We start from the raw sequence: 20,679 nt of genomic DNA on the forward strand, positions 1-20,679 counted from the left end.
CCCCATCCACGGTTCAGCCGAAGTGAGCGCGAGCAACAATCGCCGCGAATCCTTCGCCTGGAGTTATAGGCAGACTAAAAGCGAGGCAAGCATGGACAAACAGCACAAGGCCAGTATTGACGGGGATCAATGGGCGCAGTGTGCGCGCGAGCATGGATGGCTGTGGGACGCCGCGTCGGGCGAGGCTTCGGCGACGTTGATCCTGGCCCACGGTGCTGGTGCGCCGATGGACAGTGACTGGATGACGGACATGGCTCGGCGCCTTGCTGCACTTGGGGTCAACGTGTTGCGCTTTGAGTTTCCGTATATGGCGCAGCGACGGGTTGATGGGGGTAAGCGGCCGCCCAATCCTGCGGGGAAATTGCTGGAGTGCTGGCGCGAGGTGTTCGTTGAAGTGCGACGTCATGTCGCTGGGGTTTTGGCCATTGGCGGGAAGTCGATGGGGGGGCGGATGGCGAGTCTATTGGCCGAGGAATTGGGTGCCGATGCGTTGGTCTGTTTGGGTTATCCGTTTTATGCGGTGGGGAAGCCGGAGAAACCTCGGGTTGAGCATTTGGCGTCTTTGAAGACGCGGACTTTGGTTGTTCAGGGGGAGCGCGATGCGCTTGGCAATCGGGAAGCTGTCGAGGCTTACACGTTGTCACCGAGTATCGAGGTGACGTGGCTGGCGGCCGGGGATCATGATTTGAAGCCGTTGAAAGCTTCAGGTTTTACCCATGAACAGCATTTGGCTAGCGCCGCGCAGCAGGTAGTCGAGTTTCTCGGCAACAGTTCAGCGCGTATCCATCTCTTTAATTGTCTCGGTGGATGATCTGTCTCTGCGCCTCCGAACTCTGGTAATGAACGCATGTACCGGATGGAGGATGGCGGTAAGCACGCCAAGCAGCATGATGATCAGCGGGACGCTTTCATGCGAGAACATGGTGGTTTACTCCTGTAGTCACTATGTCGGAACCCGCAGACTAGACGCATAGAACCCTGTTTTCGATGAACGTATATTCATCCTCAGACGCTCGAGCTGTGCTACGGCACAGCTGTGCGCAGTCGTCGACCAAACGTGTGCTTTAGGTCATGAATCCTTATGGATGCATACCCAGGGTGAGCGGGGCGAAGGTTTTCCTCTGGCCGCACTCATTGCTCCCTTGGTTGCCGTTTTGTCCGTCGCTTTCCATCAGGAGTGTGGAAGGAAACACCGCGATAGCGCGCTCTCGCAGAGAGGCTCGGGCGGTTTTCGTCAGGCTGACGTGGTACCGTCCTGTGAAATGCTGAGGCAGTAGGATTCGGTTGTCACACATCCTGCTCATGCGCCATGCAATGAATGCATCCCGGGCGTGGCGAATCGCTGTGTACTGGTAACGTTCGCCCGGCGAGTTCCAGTTGAAAATCAATCTCGGCGTCAACCCAACTCGCGAACTCGGCCGCTGCGTAATGAAACGCGCGCTCTAGCTCTTTCATATCCGGCGCGTCGTCTGATGCATCCAGCCAAGCCTTTTTGGCATTACGGTAATCCTCCAGGACCGACAAGGTATCCTCATCAAGTCTGATAGCCGCCGGGGCCGGTAGGATTTTGCGGGGGGCGGTCCATTTCATGGTGGTTTTACCTTTACCAAGAGCACACCGAACAAAGGGAAGACGAGGTGCCGGCACGGCCTTGCAAGCGCCATTCGTCCATCCCCGAGAACTGCACGCATCAACGATGGCCAGATGGCTATGTTGCAAAGGCCGAAAAGCTACAGCAGCTCTCAGAGACAGGGTTAAATCGTGCAGGCCTCTGCTGCGAAGTTACGACACGTGCGGCTGCGATCCAGCCTCAAACGGCCATCCCCAGTGAGCCGAGTCAGGTTCCAGGAGCTGATGAAAATGCTCCGAAATCGACTCTATCAGCGCTGCATCATCAAGCCCGTCCAGTCCTGGATACGGCCTGCCGTTGTAGTCCCCTGTATGCGTCAGCACTTTTTCGACACTGCCACTTTCATCGTAAAGCTTCCTTATCCCAAGGCACTCCTGTTCCTTGCTGTCGGTCGAGCGCAGAGCGTAATGAATGGCCAGTGCGGCACCGAACTCGAGGGCGGGCGTTTCGATCCCGTGTTTTCTGGCGAGATCAATGCTGCTCAGAATGCGCTCGTTGCGCTGCAATTTGCGCAGGGGGTCGCGGCCTACGCGTGCGCAAGGGTCCTTGAAGGAAGTCTTGCAGCGCTCCAAAAAGGTCTGAGCAAACGCGGCGACCGCCTCGTTCATCTGCGCATTGTCTGCCAACAAGGCGGGAGCAACCTCCTGGCGGATCAGCCGCTCGGCCAAAGCGCTTACACGCGAGTCCCCCATGCCTTGGCCCACCCACGAATATCCCAGCAGGCTGGCATACCAGGCAATAATCGCGTGAGGACCGTTCCAAAGGCGATTCTTGATGACCTGGATCTGGGCAATGTCATCTACGGTTTTCACTTGGCGCAGTCGCTCCAGCAGATCGCTGCCGCGTTCCACATACAGAGGCATATCCGGCTCGCTGTTGAACAGGATCAGATGCATCTGGTTAAGTGCGCTGCTGGACTGGGCGAACGGGCGAAAGCGACCAATCAGCCGTTCGTATTCCGGTACCGGAGTGGCAAGCCTGGGTGCCATGCTCGGTTCCTCGTCCATGCTGTTCTGGAACATTTGCGACTTGATTCGCAGTTGTCGCAGCAGGGCATCTTTGCTGATCTTGGAGACGATTCGGCTGACAACGGTTTCGGCAAAGTGGGTCTTGTTCAGGATCTGCTGGCAAATTTCCACTGAGCACAGCAGCGCCAATTCCGCTTCGACGTGTCGGCGAACGAAGGCGGCGCCACCCACTTTGTTCAACACGATCAAAATGGTTAGTTCGCGGCCGCGGCGTTCAAAGCGTCGCAGCAGTCCCTTGGCGATCACCCCAGCTTGTTTGCGGATGGCTTGCTCAGGCAGGCTGAGGCCAATGATTTCGGCGACGTCATACATATCGATCACCGCTTGGGCGTCGTCCATATCGATCATTCTGAGGTTTTCGATGGTCTGGTCGAAGGACGTGGCACCGTAACGCACGCTGAACCGACCGAAGGCGTCGACCGTCTCGCGCAGCATCCGCGAGCGGGTCGCGGCAATGATTTCACAGGGCCGGGTGTAGCCGTCCCAGTGGGAGAACACTTGCGTCAAGTAGCCACCACCGATCGCACCAAAGCCATGAATACCCACGCGAAACTGGTTCAGCGCCTGGGGGAAAGGCTCGCTCAGTTCAGGTGTGCCCAAGTGGGGAATGCACTCGCTGATGTCGGCGAGAAACTCGTGCATGCTGCCGTAAGCCTTGAGCGCGCCGGCTTTGACCTCAGTGGCAGGTGGCTTGATGTCTTCGATCAGGATCGGTTGCCCTTCGGCACGGATCGCCGACAGCAGTCCGTTTTCAGAGTCTTCGACCATGAAGCAACTGCCAGGCGCGCAATTGAGGGCGCTGGCTGCGCGCAGGAAAATCTCGGGATGGGGCTTGCCCTGGCTGACTTCATCGCCACACACGGTGATGTCGAAGTACTTGAGCACGTTGGCATTGATCAGGTATTCCTCGGCGATGGCTCGGCGGCTTGAGGTGGCGACTGCCATGGTCAGGCCGCATTTGCGCAACCGCTCCAGCACCTCCAGCAAGCCCGCTTTGATGGGGACGCCGTGATCACGCACGTACTCCAGTTCTAGCTCATCGGCCCGCTGGCGGATCTGCGCGTAGGGGAAATCTTCACCGTTGTGCGCCTTCGCGAGCGCTTCGGCCTTCTTCGCGCTCAGGCCCAGTGAGCCGATCAAGGTTTGCTCGCTGAGCGGCTTGCCGAAAATTTCGTTGGATGCCTGTTTGAGGGTTCTGAAGCGCAGGCGCTCAGTGTCAAACATGGTGCCATCCATATCGAAGATGGCGCTGAGTATTCTCTTCCCCTGGAAAAAAATCATTGGCTGATGCTCCTTGTAACGTGGGAACGCTCACAACCGGTCAACCTCGTGCAGGAGGCGCTGCGGCAGCATTCTGTCGTGACCCGAAGTTGACGCCGTTTGAGGCTGGATGCCGACCGGTCTGTGTTTCACTCAAGTGAGTGATGAATTCAGATAAAAAAAACCAGGCGAGCAGAACTCACCGTGACGAACCACAACGAGGTGGCGCCGGTTCAGTGACTATCGATCAGAAGGGCAGGCGGAGGGACGTAACGATGGCGCCTATAGGCGTAGCTGCCAGACAAGCGAGTTCGCAGGCAGTGTGAAGCGGAGTGTGTGGAGCGCTGAATAACGGACCCTGTGGCTACATTCAAGTAGTGTTTGACGTAAGGCCCACAGTGCGCAATCAGGGATGCATACGGTGGGCCGGACTGGCGATTGATGTGTGTGACTCCATGCATACGGCTTGATAACTTCCTGCGAATTGGCTAGTCGTTTTTTAGCAATAGCATGTACGAGACGCCGGAATCAAGGACGCTGGCCGTGCAGTCGGAACATCAATCGATGTTTGAAGTGAACGGCATGACCATCTATTCAGACTGCTTGCGTCTGTCGATGGAACTGGGAGATCACGCGCTTTCGCTCGGCGTGCAGTGAGGTTTCATGATTTTTTTAACGATAAGTTTTATTTTTTTTGAAACGCATAAACCCCCAGACCACAAGGCCTGGCGCCATGCCCCTTGGACAGGTTGGTGCATCCCGTTGCAGCTCCAGCGGTTGCGCTGAAACGTTTCGAGTGCGATAAAAAAAGGGAAACGACACGAGAATTGTAAAAAACATGATTTTCGAACGCGTATTCACTCTTCAAAATCCGCTCCCCTCAGCGGAAATTCTTGCCGTTCAACCTCATAGAGGCCATTTCATTCGGTATCGCCAACGCCGTGCTGTAACAAAGGACCGGACCCATGAGAAATCCATCCACTGCGAACGCTCAGCTCACCGAGAAAACCAGTATCCCTTACCCCGGGAGCTTCGTCGGCCTGACTGAGGTGATCTCTGCGCTGCAAACCGGCCTGTATGCGCTGAGGGCGCGGATGACAGAATCTCTGCACGATCCAGCGCCCGGCATCCGTCCTGGGTCCACCCTTGTCCGCATCAAACCTCGCCGACATTGACCCAGCGCTGTTCCCGCGCCGCCATTCGAATGGCTGTCGCCAATCGCTCGACTTCCAGTGCTTGTTCGAAATCAGTGCCGGCTTGTCCTTGGCCGGCCAGGGCCATGATCAGCTCATGGACTTCCAGCGTCTTCAACTCGTTGTAGCCCAACTGATGCCCCGGCGCCGGACTGAACGCTGCGTAACCGGGCAGGGTCGGCCCGGCCAGTAAACGCTGGAAACCGTCCTGGCCTGCACGGCACAGGCGTAACTCATTCAAGCGCTCCTGGTCGAACGTCAGGGTTCCGTGTGTGCCACTGATCTCGAAGCTCAGGTGGTTCTTGTAGCCATGCTTGAGCCAACTGCTGCTGAAGGTTCCACGCGCGCCGCTGACGAAGCGCAGCAATGCATGCGTCTGATCGTCGACGGCAATTGTGCGTTGTTGCTGACTACCGGCGGTGGTGGGGCGCTGGCGGTGCACGGTCTGGGAGTCGGCGCAGACCGCTTCGACATTGCCCAGCAGGTAGCGCGCCATGCCCAGCAAGTGGCTACCCAGATCCGCTAATGCGCCACCGGCATGCTCGGCTTCACAGCGCCATGACCAGGGGGACGCGGGATCGGCCATGAAGTCTTCGCTGAATTCGCCTTGAAAACTGATGATCTCGCCCAGTCTGCCGCTCTGAATCAACTCCCGCGCCAGCCCGATGATCGGGTTGTGCTGGTAGTTGTAGCCGACACGGGTGACGACGCCGGCATGCTTGGCCGCCAGGTGCATGGCATTGGCCTGTTCAAGGTTAACCGCCAGCGGTTTTTCGCAGTACACAGCCTTGCCTGCGGCGATAGCGGACATGGCCATCGGGTAGTGCAGGTGGTTGGGCGTGGTGATGGCGATCAGGTTTACTTTGGGATCGTCGATCAATGGCTGCCAATCGCCATAGGCCTGCTCAAAGCCCCAGGCAGTGGCGCAGGCTTGCGCACGAACGTGATCGGCGTCCGCCAGGGCGGCCAGGCGCAGTGTGAAGGGCAGTTCGAAGGCCGCACTGACGTTGCGAAAGGCCAAGGCGTGGGCGCGGCCCATGAAGCCTGTGCCGATCAGTCCGATTCCGAGTTCGCGCATGGCAGGATCCTCTAAATTCTTGTTTTCAGAGAATCAGCTTATAGAATAATTATTCTTTCCTGTAAATAAATGGAATAAATATTTACAAGTGAGTGCGCGGCCGCTGCCAGCGATGGTGGAGGGAGGGCGCTACGCGTGCAGCCGTAACGCCGCTCCTGGATCAGTCTTCGAACCCGACCTGCTCGTGAATATCATCGACCTTCAACTCCAGTCGATACGCCACGGCGATAAACAGCGCCTGGCACAGGCACAGGGTCGCACTCAATGAGCGGAACGCAAATGAACTGCCTTCGTTGACCAGCAGCAGGGTGTTGGCGCGCTTGGCCAAGGGCGAGAGATTGCTGTCGGTGATGATCAGGGTTTTCGCCTGTTGATGCTGGGCGATACGCAGGCAATGCTGAGTTTCCTTGCCGTATGGCGTGAAGCTGATAGCGATCACCAGGTCATTGGCGCGCACGCTGCGCATTTGCTCGCGATAGCTGCCGCCGAGCCCCGAGACCAGGTGGATTCGTTTGTTGGTGTGTTGCAGGTTGTAGACCAGGTAATCGGCTACCGCGAACGAACGGCGCACGCCGACCACGTAGATGTTGTCCGCATTCACCACCATGTCCACGGCCTTGTCGAAGGCCAGGTCATCGAGCTCCATTCCCAGTCGTTCGATGCCCGACAGGGTTGCGTTGATGCACTCGCGCGCCAGGTCGCCGCCGCTGGCTTTCTGCGATTTGTTGGCGATCATGCTGCGAATGCGCTGCTGGTAGTTCTGCACCGGCGTGGTTTTGTGGGTATACGCCTCGCGGAACAACGCCTGCATTTCGCTGAAGCCACTGAAGCCGAAACGCTGGGAAAACCGCACGATGGCCGACGGGTGCACTTCGCACTCGCGGGCAATGTCGCTGATGCGGTCGACCATGATCCGGTCGCTTTGCTGGCTCATGTAACTGGCGATGCGTTTGAGCTGGCGCGGCAGGCTGTCGTATTCATTGGTGATCAGCTGCAACAGACGCTCGGCATTGATCGGGGGGCTGGTGAGATCGCTCTCGAGCGTGCTCTCGGTCGTAGCCGGCTGATCGGTGCGGGACATAGGGAATCCTTCAGGCTGTTCTTATAGGGACGATTTTTCACCTCGTCCCCTGGCAATAGGTTTGCAATGCGCAGTCTACAGGGTAGGCAAGAACAAAATCTTGAGCTTGCAGTCGTGCGCAGCGTGCTGAAACGATCCACGACCTCTGGAACGCTTGTACAGGAGTATGTTGGAAAAAATATTCCACATAAAAATTATTTGGAATAATTATTGATTGTTCGGTCCCGGTCGTTTTAGTCTGCATCCACCAAGAGTGTTCGGCGCGGTCATCGTCCTGAGCACAGGCTGATAAAAATAACAGGAGCCAGCATGGGCCAGACTCGTTTTGCCAGTGGACGTCAGTTGGATCTGATTTGCCTGGGGCGCCTTGGCGTCGACCTCTATGCGCAGCAAGTCGGCGCGCGGTTGGAAGATGTTTCAAGTTTCGCCAAGTACCTCGGTGGATCGTCCGCCAACATCGCTTTCGGTACGGCTCGATTGGGCCTCAAGTCGGCGATGTTGAGCCGGGTCGGTGACGACCATATGGGCCGCTTCCTGGTGCAATCCCTGGCCCGCGAAGGTTGTGACATCAGTGGCATCAAAGTCGATCCGGAGCGCCTGACCGCCATGGTCCTGCTGGGCCTCAAGGATCGCGAAACCTTTCCATTGGTCTTCTACCGCGAAAACTGCGCCGACATGGCGTTGCGGGCTGAAGACATCAGCGAAGCCTTCATCGCTTCCAGCAAAGCCTTGCTGATTACCGGCACCCACTTCTCCACCGATGGCGTCTACAAAGCGAGCACCCAGGCGCTGGATCATGCCGAGAAACACAACGTCAAACGGGTGCTGGACATCGACTATCGCCCAGTGCTCTGGGGGCTGGCCGGCAAGGCTGACGGGGAAACACGCTTCGTCGCCGATCAGAGCGTCAGTCAGCACGTGCAAAAAATCCTCCCGCGTTTTGACCTGATCGTCGGCACTGAAGAGGAGTTTCTGATGGCTGGCGGCTCCGAGGATTTGCTCACGGCATTGCGCAATGTCCGCCGGCTGAGCGCTGCAACGTTGGTGGTCAAGCTCGGCCCGCAAGGTTGCACGGTGATTGATGGCGTGATCCCGGCTCGTCTCGAAGACGGCGCCATTTATCCAGGCGTGCGCGTGGAGGTGCTCAATGTGCTGGGTGCCGGCGACGCCTTTATGTCGGGCTTCCTCAGTGGTTGGCTGGAGGATGCGAGCGACGAGCGCTGCTGTCAGTTGGCCAATGCCTGTGGTGGTCTCGTGGTTTCACGCCACGCTTGCGCCCCGGCCATGCCGACCCGCGCCGAACTCGAATATCTGTTCAACAGCCCGTTGCCGATTACCCGGCCGGATCAGGATGGGGTGTTGCAACGCCTGCATCAGGTCAGCGTGCCGCGCAAACAATGGAAGCAACTGTTCATTTTTGCTTTCGACCATCGCGGGCAATTGGTGGAACTGGCGCACAAGGGCGGTCGCGACCTGAGCGCGATTGGCGAACTCAAGCAACTCTTTATCAAAGCCGTGGAGCGGGTCGAAGCTGATTTGCACAAGCAAGGCATTGAGGCCGATGTCGGGCTGCTGGCCGATCAACGCTTTGGCCAGGACTCGCTGAACGCTGCCACTGGCCGTGGCTGGTGGGTGGCGCGACCGGTGGAAGTGCAAGGTTCGCGTCCATTGGCTTTCGAGCATGGTCGCTCCATCGGCAGCAACCTGATCGCCTGGCCGCAGGAGCAAATCATCAAGTGCCTGGTGCAATTCCACCCCGACGACGAGCCGTTGCTGCGACTGGAACAGGAAGCGCAGATCAAGGGTTTGTATCAGGCATCCCTGGTCAGCGGTCATGAACTGCTGCTGGAAATCATCCCACCCACTGATCATCCCTCGCCCCATCCAGACGTGTTGTATCGCGCCCTCAAACGGCTCTACAACCTGGGTATTTATCCGGCCTGGTGGAAAATCGAAGCGCAGAGCGCCCAGGAGTGGAAGCAACTCGACGAACTGATTCAGGCGCGTGATCCGTATTGCCGAGGCGTGGTGTTGCTGGGGCTGAATGCGCCGACAGCAGCCCTGGCCAAAGGGTTTCAACAGGCCAGCCAGAGCCAGACCTGCCGTGGTTTTGCCGTGGGCCGGACGATTTTCCAAGAGCCGAGCCGCGCGTGGATGGCGGGTGAAATCGACGATCAAGCGCTGATCCGCCAGGTGCAGGACACGTTTGTCGAACTGATCGATGCCTGGCGCACAGCCCGGGCCTGACGGGTTGACGCAAATCCCCTGTGGGAGCGTCGGTCTTACAGATAGGTAAAAACAATAAAAGGTGCAGCCATGCCCGCTATTCGAATTGGCATCAACCCGATCTCCTGGAGCAACGATGACTTGCCGTCCCTCGGGGGCGAGACGCCGCTGAGCACCGCATTGAGCGAAGGCAAGGAAATCGGCTACGAAGGTTTCGAACTCAACGGCAAGTTCCCCAAAGACGCCAAGGGTGTCGGCGATGTACTGCGTCCCTACGACCTGGCGCTGGTGTCCGGCTGGTATTCCAGTCGTCTGGCCCGCCGTTCGGTGGCCGAAGAAATCGACGCCATCGGCAGCCATGTCGAACTGTTGGCGAAAAACGGCGCCAAGGTGCTGGTGTACGGCGAAGTCGCCGACTCCATTCAAGGCCAATACATTCCGCTGGTTGAACGCCCGCGTTTTCACACCGAACACGCCTGGCAGGAGTACGCCGACAAACTCACCGAACTGGCGCGCTTCACCCTGTCCCAAGGTGTTCGTCTGGCCTATCACCATCACATGGGCGCTTACGTCGAGTCCCCGGCCGACATCGACAAGCTGATGGCGCTGACCGGCAGTGAGGTCGGTTTGCTGTTCGATTCGGGCCATTGCTACATGGGGGGCGGCGAACCCCTGAAGGTGCTGGGCAAACACATCGAACGCATCTGCCATGTGCATTTCAAGGACGTGCGCAAACCGGTGGTGCAACTGGCGCGCAACAACCTGTGGAGTTTCCCGGACTGCATCATCAACGGCACGTTCACGGTGCCCGGCGATGGCGATATCAACTTCGGCGCCTTGCTCGATGTGCTGCTGGCCGCTGATTACCAAGGCTGGCTGGTGGTCGAAGCCGAACAGGACCCCGCGGTGGCGCCGAGTTATGTCTACGCCAAAAAAGGCTACGACACCCTGCGCACGCTGCTCGACGAGAGGACTGCATGATGAGCCTGCTGGTCAAAAGCAATGCCCGTGGCCGGACCATGGTCGAGCTGGGTAAAGATGAGTTGGAGTACGTCGGTTTCGCCGCGTACCGCTTGAGTCTGGGCGAGACCCTGCCAGTGTCTGCCGGTGATAAAGAACTGTGCCTGGTGCTGCTCAGCGGCCGGGTCAGCATCAAGGGCGAAGCGCCGGGGCAGGGCGCGTTCGACTGGGACAACCTCGGCGATCGTCAGTCGGTGTTCGAAGACAAATCTCCGTTCGCCGCGTATTTGCCACCCGGCAGTCAGGCGCAAGTGGTCGCGCTCAGCGAAGCACAAATCGCCGTGTGCGCCGCCCCCGGTTCCGCGGGCAATGGCCTCGGTCCACGGCTGATCCAACCCGACTCCATGAAACGCAGCGTGCGTGGTAAAGGCGCCAACACCCGTTATGTCTGCGACATTCTGCCGGACACCGAACCGGCCCATTCGCTGCTGGTGGTGGAAGTGCGTACGCCGTCGGGTCACTCGTCGAGCTACCCGCCGCACAAGCACGACACCGACGATTTGCCGCACCAGAGTTTTCTGGAAGAAACCTATTACCACCAGATCAACCCGCCCCAGGGCTTCGTGTTCCAGCGGGTCTACACCGACGATCGCAGCATCGATCAGGCCATGGCCGTGGAAAACAGCGACCTTGTTGTCGTGCCCAAGGGTTATCACCCGGTGAGTGTGCCGTACGGCTATGAGTCGTATTACCTGAATGTCATGGCCGGCCCGAAACGCGTCTGGCAGTTCCACAACGATCCGCAGCACAGTTGGCTGCTTGATCTGTGAACTGAAAAGCCCAAATTCCAACCTCTGCACGGAGAACACGATCCATGAGCGACGCCCCGGTCATCGGCCATTACATTCACGGTCAAGTGCAAGACAGCCACAGCGAACGCTTCAGCAATGTTTTCAACCCGGCCACCGGCAGCGTCCAGGCGCGCGTCGGGCTGGCCAGCCAGAAAACCATAGACGAAGCTGTTGCCTCGGCCCTGAAAGCCTTCCCGGCCTGGTCCGAACAATCATCCCTGCGCCGTTCGCGGGTGATGTTCAAGTTCAAGGAACTGCTCGACCAGCATCACGATGAACTGGCAGAAATCATCAGCCGCGAACACGGCAAAGTGTTTTCGGACGCCAAGGGCGAAGTCACCCGGGGTATCGAGATCGTCGAGTACGCCTGTGGAGCGCCGAACCTGCTGAAAACCGATTTCAGCGACAACATCGGCGGCGGCATCGACAACTGGAACCTGCGTCAGCCGCTGGGCGTGTGTGCCGGCGTCACGCCGTTCAACTTCCCGGTGATGGTGCCGTTGTGGATGATCCCGCTGGCGCTGATCACCGGTAACTGCTTCATCCTCAAACCGTCCGAGCGTGATCCGTCCGCCAGCGTGCTGATGGCCCGACTGTTGAGCGAAGCCGGTTTGCCCGACGGCGTGTTCAACGTGGTCCAGGGCGACAAGACAGCGGTGGACGCGTTGCTGCAACACCCGGACATCGAGGCGATTTCCTTTGTTGGCTCGACGCCGATTGCCGAGTACATCCACCAACAAGCTACCTCCCGGGGCAAGCGTGTGCAGGCACTGGGCGGGGCGAAAAATCACATGATCGTCATGCCCGACGCCGACCTGGATCAAGCGGCAGATGCCTTGATCGGCGCGGCCTACGGCTCGGCTGGCGAGCGCTGCATGGCGATTTCGATTGCCGTGGTGGTGGGCGATGTCGGTGACCCACTGATTGCCAGACTGCTGCCGCGTATCGATCAACTGAAAGTCGGCAACGGCCTGAAGGGCGACAGCGACATGGGGCCGTTGGTGACCGCCGAGCACAAGGCCAAAGTCGAAGGGTTTATCGACGAAGGCGTGGCTCAGGGCGCACGACTGATCGTCGACGGCCGAAACTTCAAGGTGCCGGGCGCCGAGAACGGCTTCTTCGTCGGCGCGACGCTGTTCGACAACGTCACGACGCAAATGAGCATCTACCAACAGGAAATTTTCGGCCCGGTGCTGGGCATCGTGCGGGTGCCGGATTTCGCCAGCGCCGTCGCGTTGATCAACGCCCACGAATTCGGCAACGGCGTGTCCTGTTTCACCCGCGACGGTGGCATCGCCCGAGCCTTCGCCCGCACCATCAAGGTCGGCATGGTCGGCATCAATGTGCCGATTCCGGTGCCGATGGCCTGGCATTCTTTCGGCGGCTGGAAACGCTCGTTGTTTGGTGATCACCATGCTTACGGCGAGGAGGGCATTCGCTTCTACAGTCGCTACAAAAGCGTGATGCAGCGCTGGCCCGACAGTATCGCCAACGGCCCGGAATTCAGCATGCCAACGGCCAACTGATTCACCTGTGCGGAGAACAACAATAATGAGCAAACCCCTGCGTTTCGCCCTGAACCGTATGGTCGCCCCACGCTTGTCCCTGCCGGCGTTCATCGACCTGGCGGTGGCCCTCAAGGCCGACGCCATCGAAATTCGCAACGACCTTAAAGGCGTCGAGATCGAAGACGGCACCGCCCCCGAGCGCGTCCGTGAGTTGTGCACCGCCCAAGGCATTACCGTGCTGTCGATCAACGCGCTGTATCCGTTTGATGTGTGGAATGACGAGCGCCGTGCACAGGCCTTGAAGCTGGCTGCTTATGCCCGTGATTGTGGTGCTCAAGGGTTGGTCATGTGTCCGCTCAACGACCGTGCTGACCCGCGCAATGAGGCTGCACGCGCTTCGGGTTTGCGCACGGCGTTGACTGAACTGGCGCCGATCCTGCGCGAACACGGCATCCTCGGTTTCATTGAACCGCTGGGTTTCGAAGAGTGCTCGCTGCGCCGCAAGCGTACGGCGGTGGACGCGATCAAGGCCATCGGCGGGCTGGATGTGTTTCGTCTGGTGCACGACACCTTTCACCATTACTTGGCCGGCGAACATGAATTCTTTCCCGAGCTGACCGGACTGGTGCACATCTCCGGTGTCGAGGATGCCGAGGCGCCTTTGGCGTCCATTCGCGACGGCCACCGGGTGCTGGTGGGCGAGGGCGACATCCTTGGCAACGCGGCGCAAGTCGACACCTTGCTGAGCAGTGGTTACAGCGGCTACCTGTCGTTCGAGCCTTTTGCCGACAGCGTCCATGGTCTGGCGGATATCCAGCAGGCGATCGGCGCGAGCATGGATCACCTGCAAAGAACTCAAGGTTAATGGAAATCCCCCATTAGATTGGATTTGCCTTCATAAAAGGTGCGGCGATGAACACAACAAGACTGACCATGGCCCAGGCCCTGGTGAAATTCCTCGATAACCAGTACATCGAGGTCGATGGGGTCCAAAGCAAGTTCGTGGCCGGGATCTTTACCATTTTCGGCCACGGCAACGTGCTGGGTCTGGGCCAGGCGCTGGAGCAGGACAGCGGCGACCTGATCGTCCATCAGGGGCGCAATGAGCAAGGCATGGCCCACGCGGCCATCGGTTTTGCCAAGCAGCACCAGCGGCGCAAGATCTACGCTTGCTCTTCATCGGTAGGCCCTGGTGCAGCCAACATGCTGACCGCCGCGGCGACGGCGACGGCCAACCGCATTCCCTTGCTGTTGTTGCCCGGCGACGTGTATGCCTGCCGCCAGCCGGACCCGGTGTTGCAACAGATCGAGCAGTTCCACGACCTGAGCATCAGCACCAACGATGCGTTCAAGGCCGTGAGCAAATACTGGGACCGCATCAACCGCCCCGAACAACTCATGACGGCGGCGATCCACGCCATGCGTGTGCTGACCGATCCTGCCGAAACCGGCGCAGTGACCCTGGCCTTGCCGCAAGACGTGCAGGCCGAGGCCTACGACTATCCCGATTACTTCCTGCAAAAACGCGTGCACCGCATCGAGCGTCGTCCGGCGACCGAGGCGATGCTCGGTGATGCGCTGGCGCTGTTCAAAGGCAAGCGCAAGCCGCTGATCATTTGCGGTGGCGGGGTCAAATACTCGGGTGCCAATGGCGCCTTGCAGGCGTTGGCCGAGCGCTTCGACATTCCCTTCGCCGAAACCCAGGCCGGCAAGAGTGCGGTGGTGTCCAGTCACCCGCTGAACGTTGGCGGGATCGGTGAAACCGGCTGTCTGGCGGCGAACTTGCTGGCCAAAGACGCGGACCTGATCATCGGTGTCGGCACCCGCTACAGCGATTTCACCACCGCCTCGAAATCCCTGTTTCAGCATCCGGACGTGCAATTTCTCAACCTCAACATCAGTCCTTGTGATGCCCTGAAGCTCGACGGCGTGCAACTGCTGGCGGACGCCAAAGTTGGCTTGCAAGCCCTGGCTCAAGCCTTGGGCGATTACCGTTCTGCGTGGGGCGATCAACCGCGACAGGCCAAGGTGCAACTGGACGAGGAAGTCGACCGTCTCTATCAGGTCGAATACCAGAGCCAGGACTTTATCCCGGAAATCAACGACCACATGGACCCGGCGGTGCTGCGCGAATTCATCGAGCTGACCGGCTCCTGCCTGACCCAGAGCCGTGTGCTTGGCGTGCTCAATGAAACCCTGGCCGATGACGCGGTGATCGTCGCCGCCGCCGGCAGCCTGCCCGGTGACTTGCAGCGCAGTTGGCGCAGCAAGGGCGTGAACACTTATCACGTCGAGTACGGCTATTCCTGCATGGGTTACGAGGTCAATGCCGCACTGGGCGTGAAACTTGCCGAGCCTGAGCGCGAGGTCTATGCGCTGGTCGGTGACGGCTCTTACATGATGCTGCATTCCGAACTGGCGACCTCGATCCAGGAGCGCCGCAAGATCAACGTGGTGCTGTTCGACAACATGACTTTCGGTTGCATCAACAACCTGCAGATGGAACACGGCATGGACAGCTTCGGCACTGAGTTGCGGTTCCGCAACCCGCAAACCGGCAAGCTCGACGGCGGTTTCGTGCCGGTGGATTTCGCCATGAGCGCGGCGGCTTATGGTTGCAAGACCTACAAAGTGAGCACGGTCGAAGAGCTGCGAAGCGCATTGGCCGATGCGCGTTTGCAGACGGTGTCGACGCTGATCGATATCAAGGTTCTACCCAAAACCATGATTCACAAATACCTGTCGTGGTGGCGGGTCGGCGTGGCGCAAGTCTCCACCAGTGCCCGCACCGATGCGGTGGCCAAGACCCTGAATGAACGACTGGCCAAGGCCCGTCAGTACTGATTGCCCCTGATACCACAACAAATTTTCACAGGAGAATCTTCATGTCATTGCTCTCTCATTCACTGCGGATCGGCGTCATCGGTACCGGGGCGATCGGCCAGGACCATATCCGTCGTTGCAGCCAGACCCTGCTCAATAGCCAGGTCGTTGCTGTAACCGACATCAATTTGCAGCAAGCCGCGAAGGTCGTTTCCGACTTGAAACTGACCGCCGAGGTCTATCCCGACGGCCATGCGCTGATCAAGGCACCGGAGGTCGAAGCAATCCTCGTCACCTCTTGGGGCCCGAGCCATGAAGCGTTCGTGCTGGCGGCGATTGCGGCGGGTAAACCGGTGTTCTGCGAGAAGCCGCTGGCGGTCACCGCTCAAGGTTGCCGCAACATCGTCGAGGCCGAAGTGGCCCACGGTAAACGCCTGGTACAGGTCGGTTTCATGCGCCCCTATGACGAAGGTTATCGGGCACTCAAAGCCGTGATCGACAGCGGTCAGATTGGTGAGCCCTTGATGTTGCACTGCGCGCATCGCAACCCGAGCGTGGGTGAAAACTACAAGACCGACATGGCGATCACCGACACCCTGATCCATGAACTGGACGTGTTGCGCTGGTTGCTCGACGACGATTACGTGTCGGTGCAGGTGGTGTTCCCGCGCAAGAGCAGCAAGGCCCTCACGCATTTGAGAGACCCGCAGATCGTGCTGCTGGAAACCGCCAAGGGCACGCGCATCGACGTGGAAGTGTTCGTCAACTGCCAATACGGCTACGACATCCAGTGCGAAGTGGTGGGGGAGACCGGCATCGCCAGGTTGCCCGAGCCGTCCCAGGTGCAGTTGCGCAGCGGGGCGAAGTTGTCCAACGCGATTCTGATGGACTGGAAGGATCGGTTTATCGCGGCGTATGACGTTGAGTTGCAGGCATTCATCGATGGCGTGCGCGCCGGGCAGGTGGGTGGCCCGTCAGCGTGGGATGGCTTCGCCGCTGCCGTCGCCGCAGACGCGTGCATCGAGGCGCAGAGCAGCGGGGCGATCGTCAAAGTCGGTCTGCCAGACCGCCCACATTTCTACGGCTAACGATGATCGCCTGTGGGAGCGGGCTTGCTGGCGAAAGCGCTGTGTCAGCCGACATCAATATTGACGTGTCCGCCGCCTTCGCGAGCAAACCCGCTGCCACAAGGACGGCGTGTGTCCAGTGAGCGGTTACATAACAATAAGAAGGAATGCACACATGCGGATCGGACTTGTCGGTTACGGCCATGGCGGCCGGTTTTTCCATGCTCCGCTGATCAGCAGTTTGCCGGCGGCGACGTTCGTGGGTGTGGTCACCCGTTCACCGGAACGCCGACAGTTGCTGGCGGCAGAACACCCAGGGGTGCCAGCGTTCGACAGCATCGGCCAACTGGTGGAGGCCGGGATCGATGTGCTGGTGGTGTCCACGCCGCTCAAGGGCCGTCCGGCGTTGGTGCTTGATGGCATCGAACACGGAGTGGCGGTGGTCAGCGACAAACCGTTTGCCGCTGATGCGCAGCAAGCGCAAACCCTGATTACCATGGCCGAGCGCCAAGGCGTGCCGCTCAGCGTCTATCAGAACCGTCGCTGGGACTCGGACTTCCTGACCGTGCGCAAACTCATCGAATCCGGTGCGTTGGGCCAAGTCACCCGTTTCCAATCGCGGATCGAACGTTACTCACCACTGGCGGTGAACAACGGCAGTGGTGGTGGTTTTCTTCGCGACTTGGGCAGCCATCTGGTCGATCAGGCGTTGCTGTTGTTTGGTCCGGTGACACGGGTCTACGCCGAACTGGATTACCTGGAAAAAGGCCAGGTCTTCGATAACGGCTTCTTTATGGCCCTGACCCATGCCAGTGGCGTGACCTCACACCTGGGCGGCAGTTGCCTGCAAAACACCCCCGGCCCGCGCTTTCGGGTGACCGGCACCCACGGTTGTTACAGCGTCGATGGTCTGGACGGGCAAGAAGCCTCGGCACTCGCCGGGCTTTCGCCAAAAACCGAAGGTGAGCGCTGGGGGGTGGAAGAACATCGCCGCTGGGGCTGGTTCGAACAGGGCGAGGTGCGCGAACGGGTGCCCTCCGAGCGCGGTTGCTGGAATCAGTTCTATTTACAGCTGCAAGCCGCGTTGCAGAGCGGTGGCCCACTGCCTGTGGACGCCCGTGATGCACTGGCGACCACTTGCGTGCTGGACGCTGCGCGACTGAGCGCCGAGCGGCATCAAGTGGTGGAATTGAGCCTGTTCGAGCGCCATGGAATAAAATCAGAATAAAATTCTAAAATGAGTTGATATGGAAATTATTTTCCAATAAAGTCGTTTTCAGCGACCGGCCTCGCCACCTGTTTAAACCCTTTTCCCGCTTGCCTGCTTACTGAAATCGTCACGCCTCATCCATAAAACCAACAAGAATGTGGAGAAAGACTTTTCATGAAGACCAAGATCCGCTTTGCCTCACTTGCCTTGTCGCTGATGTTCGCCAGTGGCGCGGCGCTCGCCGATATGAAGATCGGCGTCAGCATGTCCCAATTCGACGACACCTGGCTGACCTACCTGCGCGAATCCATGGACACGAAAGCCAAGTCCTATCCCGATGGCGTACAGCTGCAATTCGAAGACGCCCGCAGCGACGTGGTCAAGCAATTGAGTCAGGTCGAAAACTTCATCAGCCAGAAGGTCGATGCCATCGTGGTCAATCCGGTGGATACCGCCGCCACCCGTAAAATCACCGAAGCCGCCGTCAAGGCCGGTATCCCGCTGGTCTACGTCAACCGCCGCCCCGATGACCTGAAGCTGCCCAAAGGTGTCGTCACGGTCGCCTCCAACGATCTGGAGGCCGGTGAAATGCAGATGCAGTACCTGGCCGACAAAATGGGCGGCAAGGGCAACATCGTGATTCTGCTCGGCGACCTCGCGAACAACTCCACCACTAACCGCACCAAGGGCGTCAAAGAAGTATTGGCCAAATACCCGGACATCAAGATCGAGCAAGAGCAGACAGGTATCTGGTCGCGGGATAAAGGCATGACCCTGGTCAACGACTGGCTGACCCAGGGCCGCAAGTTTGACGCGGTCGTGTCCAACAACGATGAGATGGCGATTGGCGCGGCCATGGCCCTGCAACAGGCAGGCGTCAAAAAGGGTAGCGTGCTGATTGCCGGTGTCGACGGTACGCCGGACGGCTTGAACGCAGTGAAGAAGGGCGCCTTGGCCGTCTCGGTGTTTCAGGACGCCAAGGGACAGGCCGACGGTTCGATCGACACCGCCGTGAAAATGGCCAAAAACGAGCCGGTTGAACAGTCCGTGTGGGTGCCATACCGCTTGATCACCCCGCAAAACGTCGACACGTTCAAATAGCCCGTCCGTTCAATAACAACAATAAATACGCAAGGTTGCCACCGCGACCTTGCTGATGGAGTACCTGATCATGTTCGCTTCAGCGACTGCTTCGAGCACCCCGTTAGTGGGTATCCAGCCAACTGCAACACCTGCCGATGAGCCGTACCTGCTGGAGATCGTCAACGTCAGCAAGGGATTTCCCGGTGTGGTTGCCTTGGCCGATGTGCAGCTTCGGGTACGCCCAGGTTCTGTGCTGGCCCTGATGGGTGAAAACGGCGCTGGCAAATCCACCCTGATGAAAATCATTGCCGGCATCTATCAGCCGGACGCCGGTGAACTGCGTCTGAGGGGCAAGCCGGTGGTCTTCCAAACACCACTGTCAGCGCTTCAGGCCGGGATCGCGATGATCCACCAGGAACTCAACCTGATGCCGCACATGAGCATCGCCGAAAATATCTGGATCGGCCGTGAGCAGCTCAACGGCTTTCGCATGGTCGATCACCGGGAAATGCACCGCTGCACGGCGAAATTGCTCGAACGCTTGCGGATCAATCTCGATCCGCAAGAGCAGGTCGGCAACCTGAGCATCGCCGAACGGCAGATGGTCGAGATCGCCAAAGCGGTGTCCTACGATTCCGACATCTTGATCATGGACGAACCGACCTCGGCCATCACCGACAAGGAAGTTGCCCACCTCTTTTCGATCATTGCCGACCTGAAAAGCCAGGGCAAAGGCATTATCTACATCACCCACAAAATGAACGAAGTGTTCGCTATCGCCGATGAAGTGGCGGTGTTCCGCGATGGCGCCTACATAGGCCTGCAACGGGCCGACAGCATGGACAGCGATAGCCTGATTTCGATGATGGTCGGTCGCGAGTTGAGCCAGTTGTTCCCGGTACGCGAAAAGCCGATCGGCGATCTGTTGCTGTCGGTGCGCGACCTTAAACTGGACGGCATTTTCAAGGATGTTTCCTTCGACCTGCACGCCGGCGAGATCCTCGGCATCGCCGGGCTGATGGGCTCGGGGCGGACCAACGTTGCCGAAGCGATTTTCGGCATTACCCCAAGCGACAGTGGCGAGATTCGTCTCGATGGCGAAGTGGTGCGCATCAGCGACCCGCACATGGCAATCGAGAAGGGCTTCGCGCTGTTGACCGAGGATCGCAAGCTCAGCGGTCTGTTCCCGTGCCTGTCAGTACTGGAAAACATGGAAATGGCAGTACTGCCGCATTACGCCGGCCGCGGATTCATCCAGCAAAAAGCCCTGCGCGCCTTGTGCGAAGACATGTGCAAGAAGCTACGGGTGAAAACCCCGTCACTGGAGCAGTGCATCGATACCTTGTCCGGTGGTAATCAGCAGAAAGCCCTGTTGGCGCGGTGGCTGATGACCAATCCGCGCATCCTGATTCTCGACGAGCCGACCCGCGGTATCGATGTCGGCGCCAAGGCCGAGATTTACCGGCTTATCGCCTATCTCGCCAGCGAAGGCATGGCGGTGATCATGATTTCTTCGGAACTGCCGGAAGTGCTCGGCATGAGCGACCGCGTGATGGTCATGCACGAGGGCGACCTGATGGGCACCCTCGACCGCCGCGAAGCGACTCAGGAGCGAGTGATGCAACTGGCCTCGGGCATGTCCGCCGTTCACTAATGAATGCTGACGCTGGCACGGCCAGCG

At 59.0% G+C, this 20,679-nt stretch carries 15 protein-coding genes; 11 read left to right on the plus strand and 4 right to left on the minus strand.

Going from position 1 to position 20,679, the window contains the following annotated elements; translation table 11 throughout:
* Positions 1-91: 91 nt before the first annotated feature.
* Entirely contained in the window at positions 92-811 is a 720-nt protein-coding gene (locus AACY11_RS20760; protein WP_339495619.1) for an alpha/beta family hydrolase, read from the plus strand.
* A 476-nt stretch (positions 812-1,287) separates the two neighbouring features.
* On the opposite strand, the gene AACY11_RS20765 is transcribed toward AACY11_RS20760, so the two are convergent.
* The 4 genes from AACY11_RS20765 to AACY11_RS20780 all read right to left on the minus strand — a co-directional run bounded on the left by AACY11_RS20765 (position 1,288) and on the right by AACY11_RS20780 (position 7,270).
* The gene (locus AACY11_RS20765) at positions 1,288-1,590 is read right to left on the minus strand and encodes a hypothetical protein (RefSeq protein ID WP_339465685.1); all 303 of its coding nucleotides are present in this window, start codon (positions 1,588-1,590) and stop codon (positions 1,288-1,290) included.
* 192 nt (positions 1,591-1,782) lie between these two features.
* Positions 1,783-3,939 carry a bifunctional mannitol-1-phosphate dehydrogenase/phosphatase gene (gene mtlD, locus AACY11_RS20770; protein WP_339495620.1) on the minus strand — a complete coding sequence of 719 codons (2,157 nt, stop codon included), beginning with the start codon at positions 3,937-3,939 and terminating at the stop codon, positions 1,783-1,785.
* 1,134 nt (positions 3,940-5,073) lie between these two features.
* The gene (locus AACY11_RS20775; RefSeq protein ID WP_339495621.1) at positions 5,074-6,189 is read right to left on the minus strand and encodes a Gfo/Idh/MocA family protein; all 1,116 of its coding nucleotides are present in this window, start codon (positions 6,187-6,189) and stop codon (positions 5,074-5,076) included.
* A gap of 160 nt (positions 6,190-6,349) precedes the next feature.
* On the minus strand, positions 6,350-7,270 hold the full coding sequence (locus AACY11_RS20780; protein ID WP_339432565.1) for a MurR/RpiR family transcriptional regulator: 921 nt from the start codon (positions 7,268-7,270) through the stop codon (positions 6,350-6,352).
* A gap of 309 nt (positions 7,271-7,579) precedes the next feature.
* Here AACY11_RS20780 and AACY11_RS20785 point away from each other — a divergent pair, with 309 nt between their 5' ends.
* The 10 genes from AACY11_RS20785 (at position 7,580) to AACY11_RS20830 (ending at position 20,652) form a co-directional block, all read left to right on the plus strand.
* Complete coding sequence (locus AACY11_RS20785; RefSeq protein ID WP_339432564.1) at positions 7,580-9,517, plus strand: bifunctional 5-dehydro-2-deoxygluconokinase/5-dehydro-2-deoxyphosphogluconate aldolase; 1,938 nt, start codon at positions 7,580-7,582, stop codon at positions 9,515-9,517.
* 69 nt (positions 9,518-9,586) lie between these two features.
* The gene (gene iolE, locus AACY11_RS20790; RefSeq protein WP_339495622.1) at positions 9,587-10,477 is read left to right on the plus strand and encodes a myo-inosose-2 dehydratase; all 891 of its coding nucleotides are present in this window, start codon (positions 9,587-9,589) and stop codon (positions 10,475-10,477) included.
* Positions 10,477-11,286 carry a 5-deoxy-glucuronate isomerase gene (gene iolB, locus AACY11_RS20795; protein ID WP_339465679.1) on the plus strand — a complete coding sequence of 270 codons (810 nt, stop codon included), beginning with the start codon at positions 10,477-10,479 and terminating at the stop codon, positions 11,284-11,286. The genes iolE and iolB overlap by 1 nt, the downstream gene beginning before the upstream one ends.
* Positions 11,287-11,330: 44 nt before the next feature.
* Positions 11,331-12,833, plus strand: a complete 1,503-nt coding sequence (locus AACY11_RS20800; protein ID WP_339432561.1) for a CoA-acylating methylmalonate-semialdehyde dehydrogenase — start codon at positions 11,331-11,333, stop codon at positions 12,831-12,833.
* 25 nt (positions 12,834-12,858) lie between these two features.
* A complete protein-coding gene (locus AACY11_RS20805; RefSeq protein WP_339495623.1) occupies positions 12,859-13,680 on the plus strand; it encodes a TIM barrel protein in 822 nt (273 codons plus the stop codon).
* Between the two features lie 47 nt (positions 13,681-13,727).
* Positions 13,728-15,659 carry a 3D-(3,5/4)-trihydroxycyclohexane-1,2-dione acylhydrolase (decyclizing) gene (iolD, locus tag AACY11_RS20810; RefSeq protein ID WP_339465675.1) on the plus strand — a complete coding sequence of 644 codons (1,932 nt, stop codon included), beginning with the start codon at positions 13,728-13,730 and terminating at the stop codon, positions 15,657-15,659.
* Positions 15,660-15,700: 41 nt separating this feature from the next.
* Positions 15,701-16,726 (plus strand): Gfo/Idh/MocA family protein, encoded by a 1,026-nt coding sequence (locus tag AACY11_RS20815; protein WP_339495624.1) that lies wholly within the window; start codon positions 15,701-15,703, stop codon positions 16,724-16,726.
* A 154-nt stretch (positions 16,727-16,880) separates the two neighbouring features.
* Positions 16,881-17,933, plus strand: coding sequence for a Gfo/Idh/MocA family protein (locus AACY11_RS20820; protein WP_339495625.1), 1,053 nt, complete (start codon positions 16,881-16,883; stop codon positions 17,931-17,933).
* A 156-nt stretch (positions 17,934-18,089) separates the two neighbouring features.
* The gene (locus AACY11_RS20825; RefSeq protein WP_339432556.1) at positions 18,090-19,016 is read left to right on the plus strand and encodes a sugar ABC transporter substrate-binding protein; all 927 of its coding nucleotides are present in this window, start codon (positions 18,090-18,092) and stop codon (positions 19,014-19,016) included.
* A 70-nt stretch (positions 19,017-19,086) separates the two neighbouring features.
* Positions 19,087-20,652, plus strand: a complete 1,566-nt coding sequence (locus AACY11_RS20830) for a sugar ABC transporter ATP-binding protein (protein WP_339432555.1) — start codon at positions 19,087-19,089, stop codon at positions 20,650-20,652.
* Positions 20,653-20,679: the final 27 nt, after the last annotated feature.

The organism is Pseudomonas sp. RA_105y_Pfl2_P56, from assembly GCF_963970845.1.
Lineage (GTDB): Bacteria > Pseudomonadota > Gammaproteobacteria > Pseudomonadales > Pseudomonadaceae > Aquipseudomonas > Aquipseudomonas baetica_A.

Excerpts from the sequence above, each read along its gene's own strand:
- AACY11_RS20760 (WP_339495619.1), top strand. The coding sequence starts at position 92 with ATGGACAAACAGCACAAGGCCAGTATTGACGGGGATCAATGGGCGCAG.
- AACY11_RS20765 (WP_339465685.1), bottom strand. The coding sequence starts at position 1,590 with ATGAAATGGACCGCCCCCCGCAAAATCCTACCGGCCCCGGCGGCTATC.
- mtlD (WP_339495620.1), bottom strand. The coding sequence starts at position 3,939 with ATGATTTTTTTCCAGGGGAAGAGAATACTCAGCGCCATCTTCGATATG.
- AACY11_RS20775 (WP_339495621.1), bottom strand. The coding sequence starts at position 6,189 with ATGCGCGAACTCGGAATCGGACTGATCGGCACAGGCTTCATGGGCCGC.
- AACY11_RS20780 (WP_339432565.1), bottom strand. The coding sequence starts at position 7,270 with ATGTCCCGCACCGATCAGCCGGCTACGACCGAGAGCACGCTCGAGAGC.
- AACY11_RS20785 (WP_339432564.1), top strand. The coding sequence starts at position 7,580 with ATGGGCCAGACTCGTTTTGCCAGTGGACGTCAGTTGGATCTGATTTGC.
- iolE (WP_339495622.1), top strand. The coding sequence starts at position 9,587 with ATGCCCGCTATTCGAATTGGCATCAACCCGATCTCCTGGAGCAACGAT.
- iolB (WP_339465679.1), top strand. The coding sequence starts at position 10,477 with ATGAGCCTGCTGGTCAAAAGCAATGCCCGTGGCCGGACCATGGTCGAG.
- AACY11_RS20800 (WP_339432561.1), top strand. The coding sequence starts at position 11,331 with ATGAGCGACGCCCCGGTCATCGGCCATTACATTCACGGTCAAGTGCAA.
- AACY11_RS20805 (WP_339495623.1), top strand. The coding sequence starts at position 12,859 with ATGAGCAAACCCCTGCGTTTCGCCCTGAACCGTATGGTCGCCCCACGC.
- iolD (WP_339465675.1), top strand. The coding sequence starts at position 13,728 with ATGAACACAACAAGACTGACCATGGCCCAGGCCCTGGTGAAATTCCTC.
- AACY11_RS20815 (WP_339495624.1), top strand. The coding sequence starts at position 15,701 with ATGTCATTGCTCTCTCATTCACTGCGGATCGGCGTCATCGGTACCGGG.
- AACY11_RS20820 (WP_339495625.1), top strand. The coding sequence starts at position 16,881 with ATGCGGATCGGACTTGTCGGTTACGGCCATGGCGGCCGGTTTTTCCAT.
- AACY11_RS20825 (WP_339432556.1), top strand. The coding sequence starts at position 18,090 with ATGAAGACCAAGATCCGCTTTGCCTCACTTGCCTTGTCGCTGATGTTC.
- AACY11_RS20830 (WP_339432555.1), top strand. The coding sequence starts at position 19,087 with ATGTTCGCTTCAGCGACTGCTTCGAGCACCCCGTTAGTGGGTATCCAG.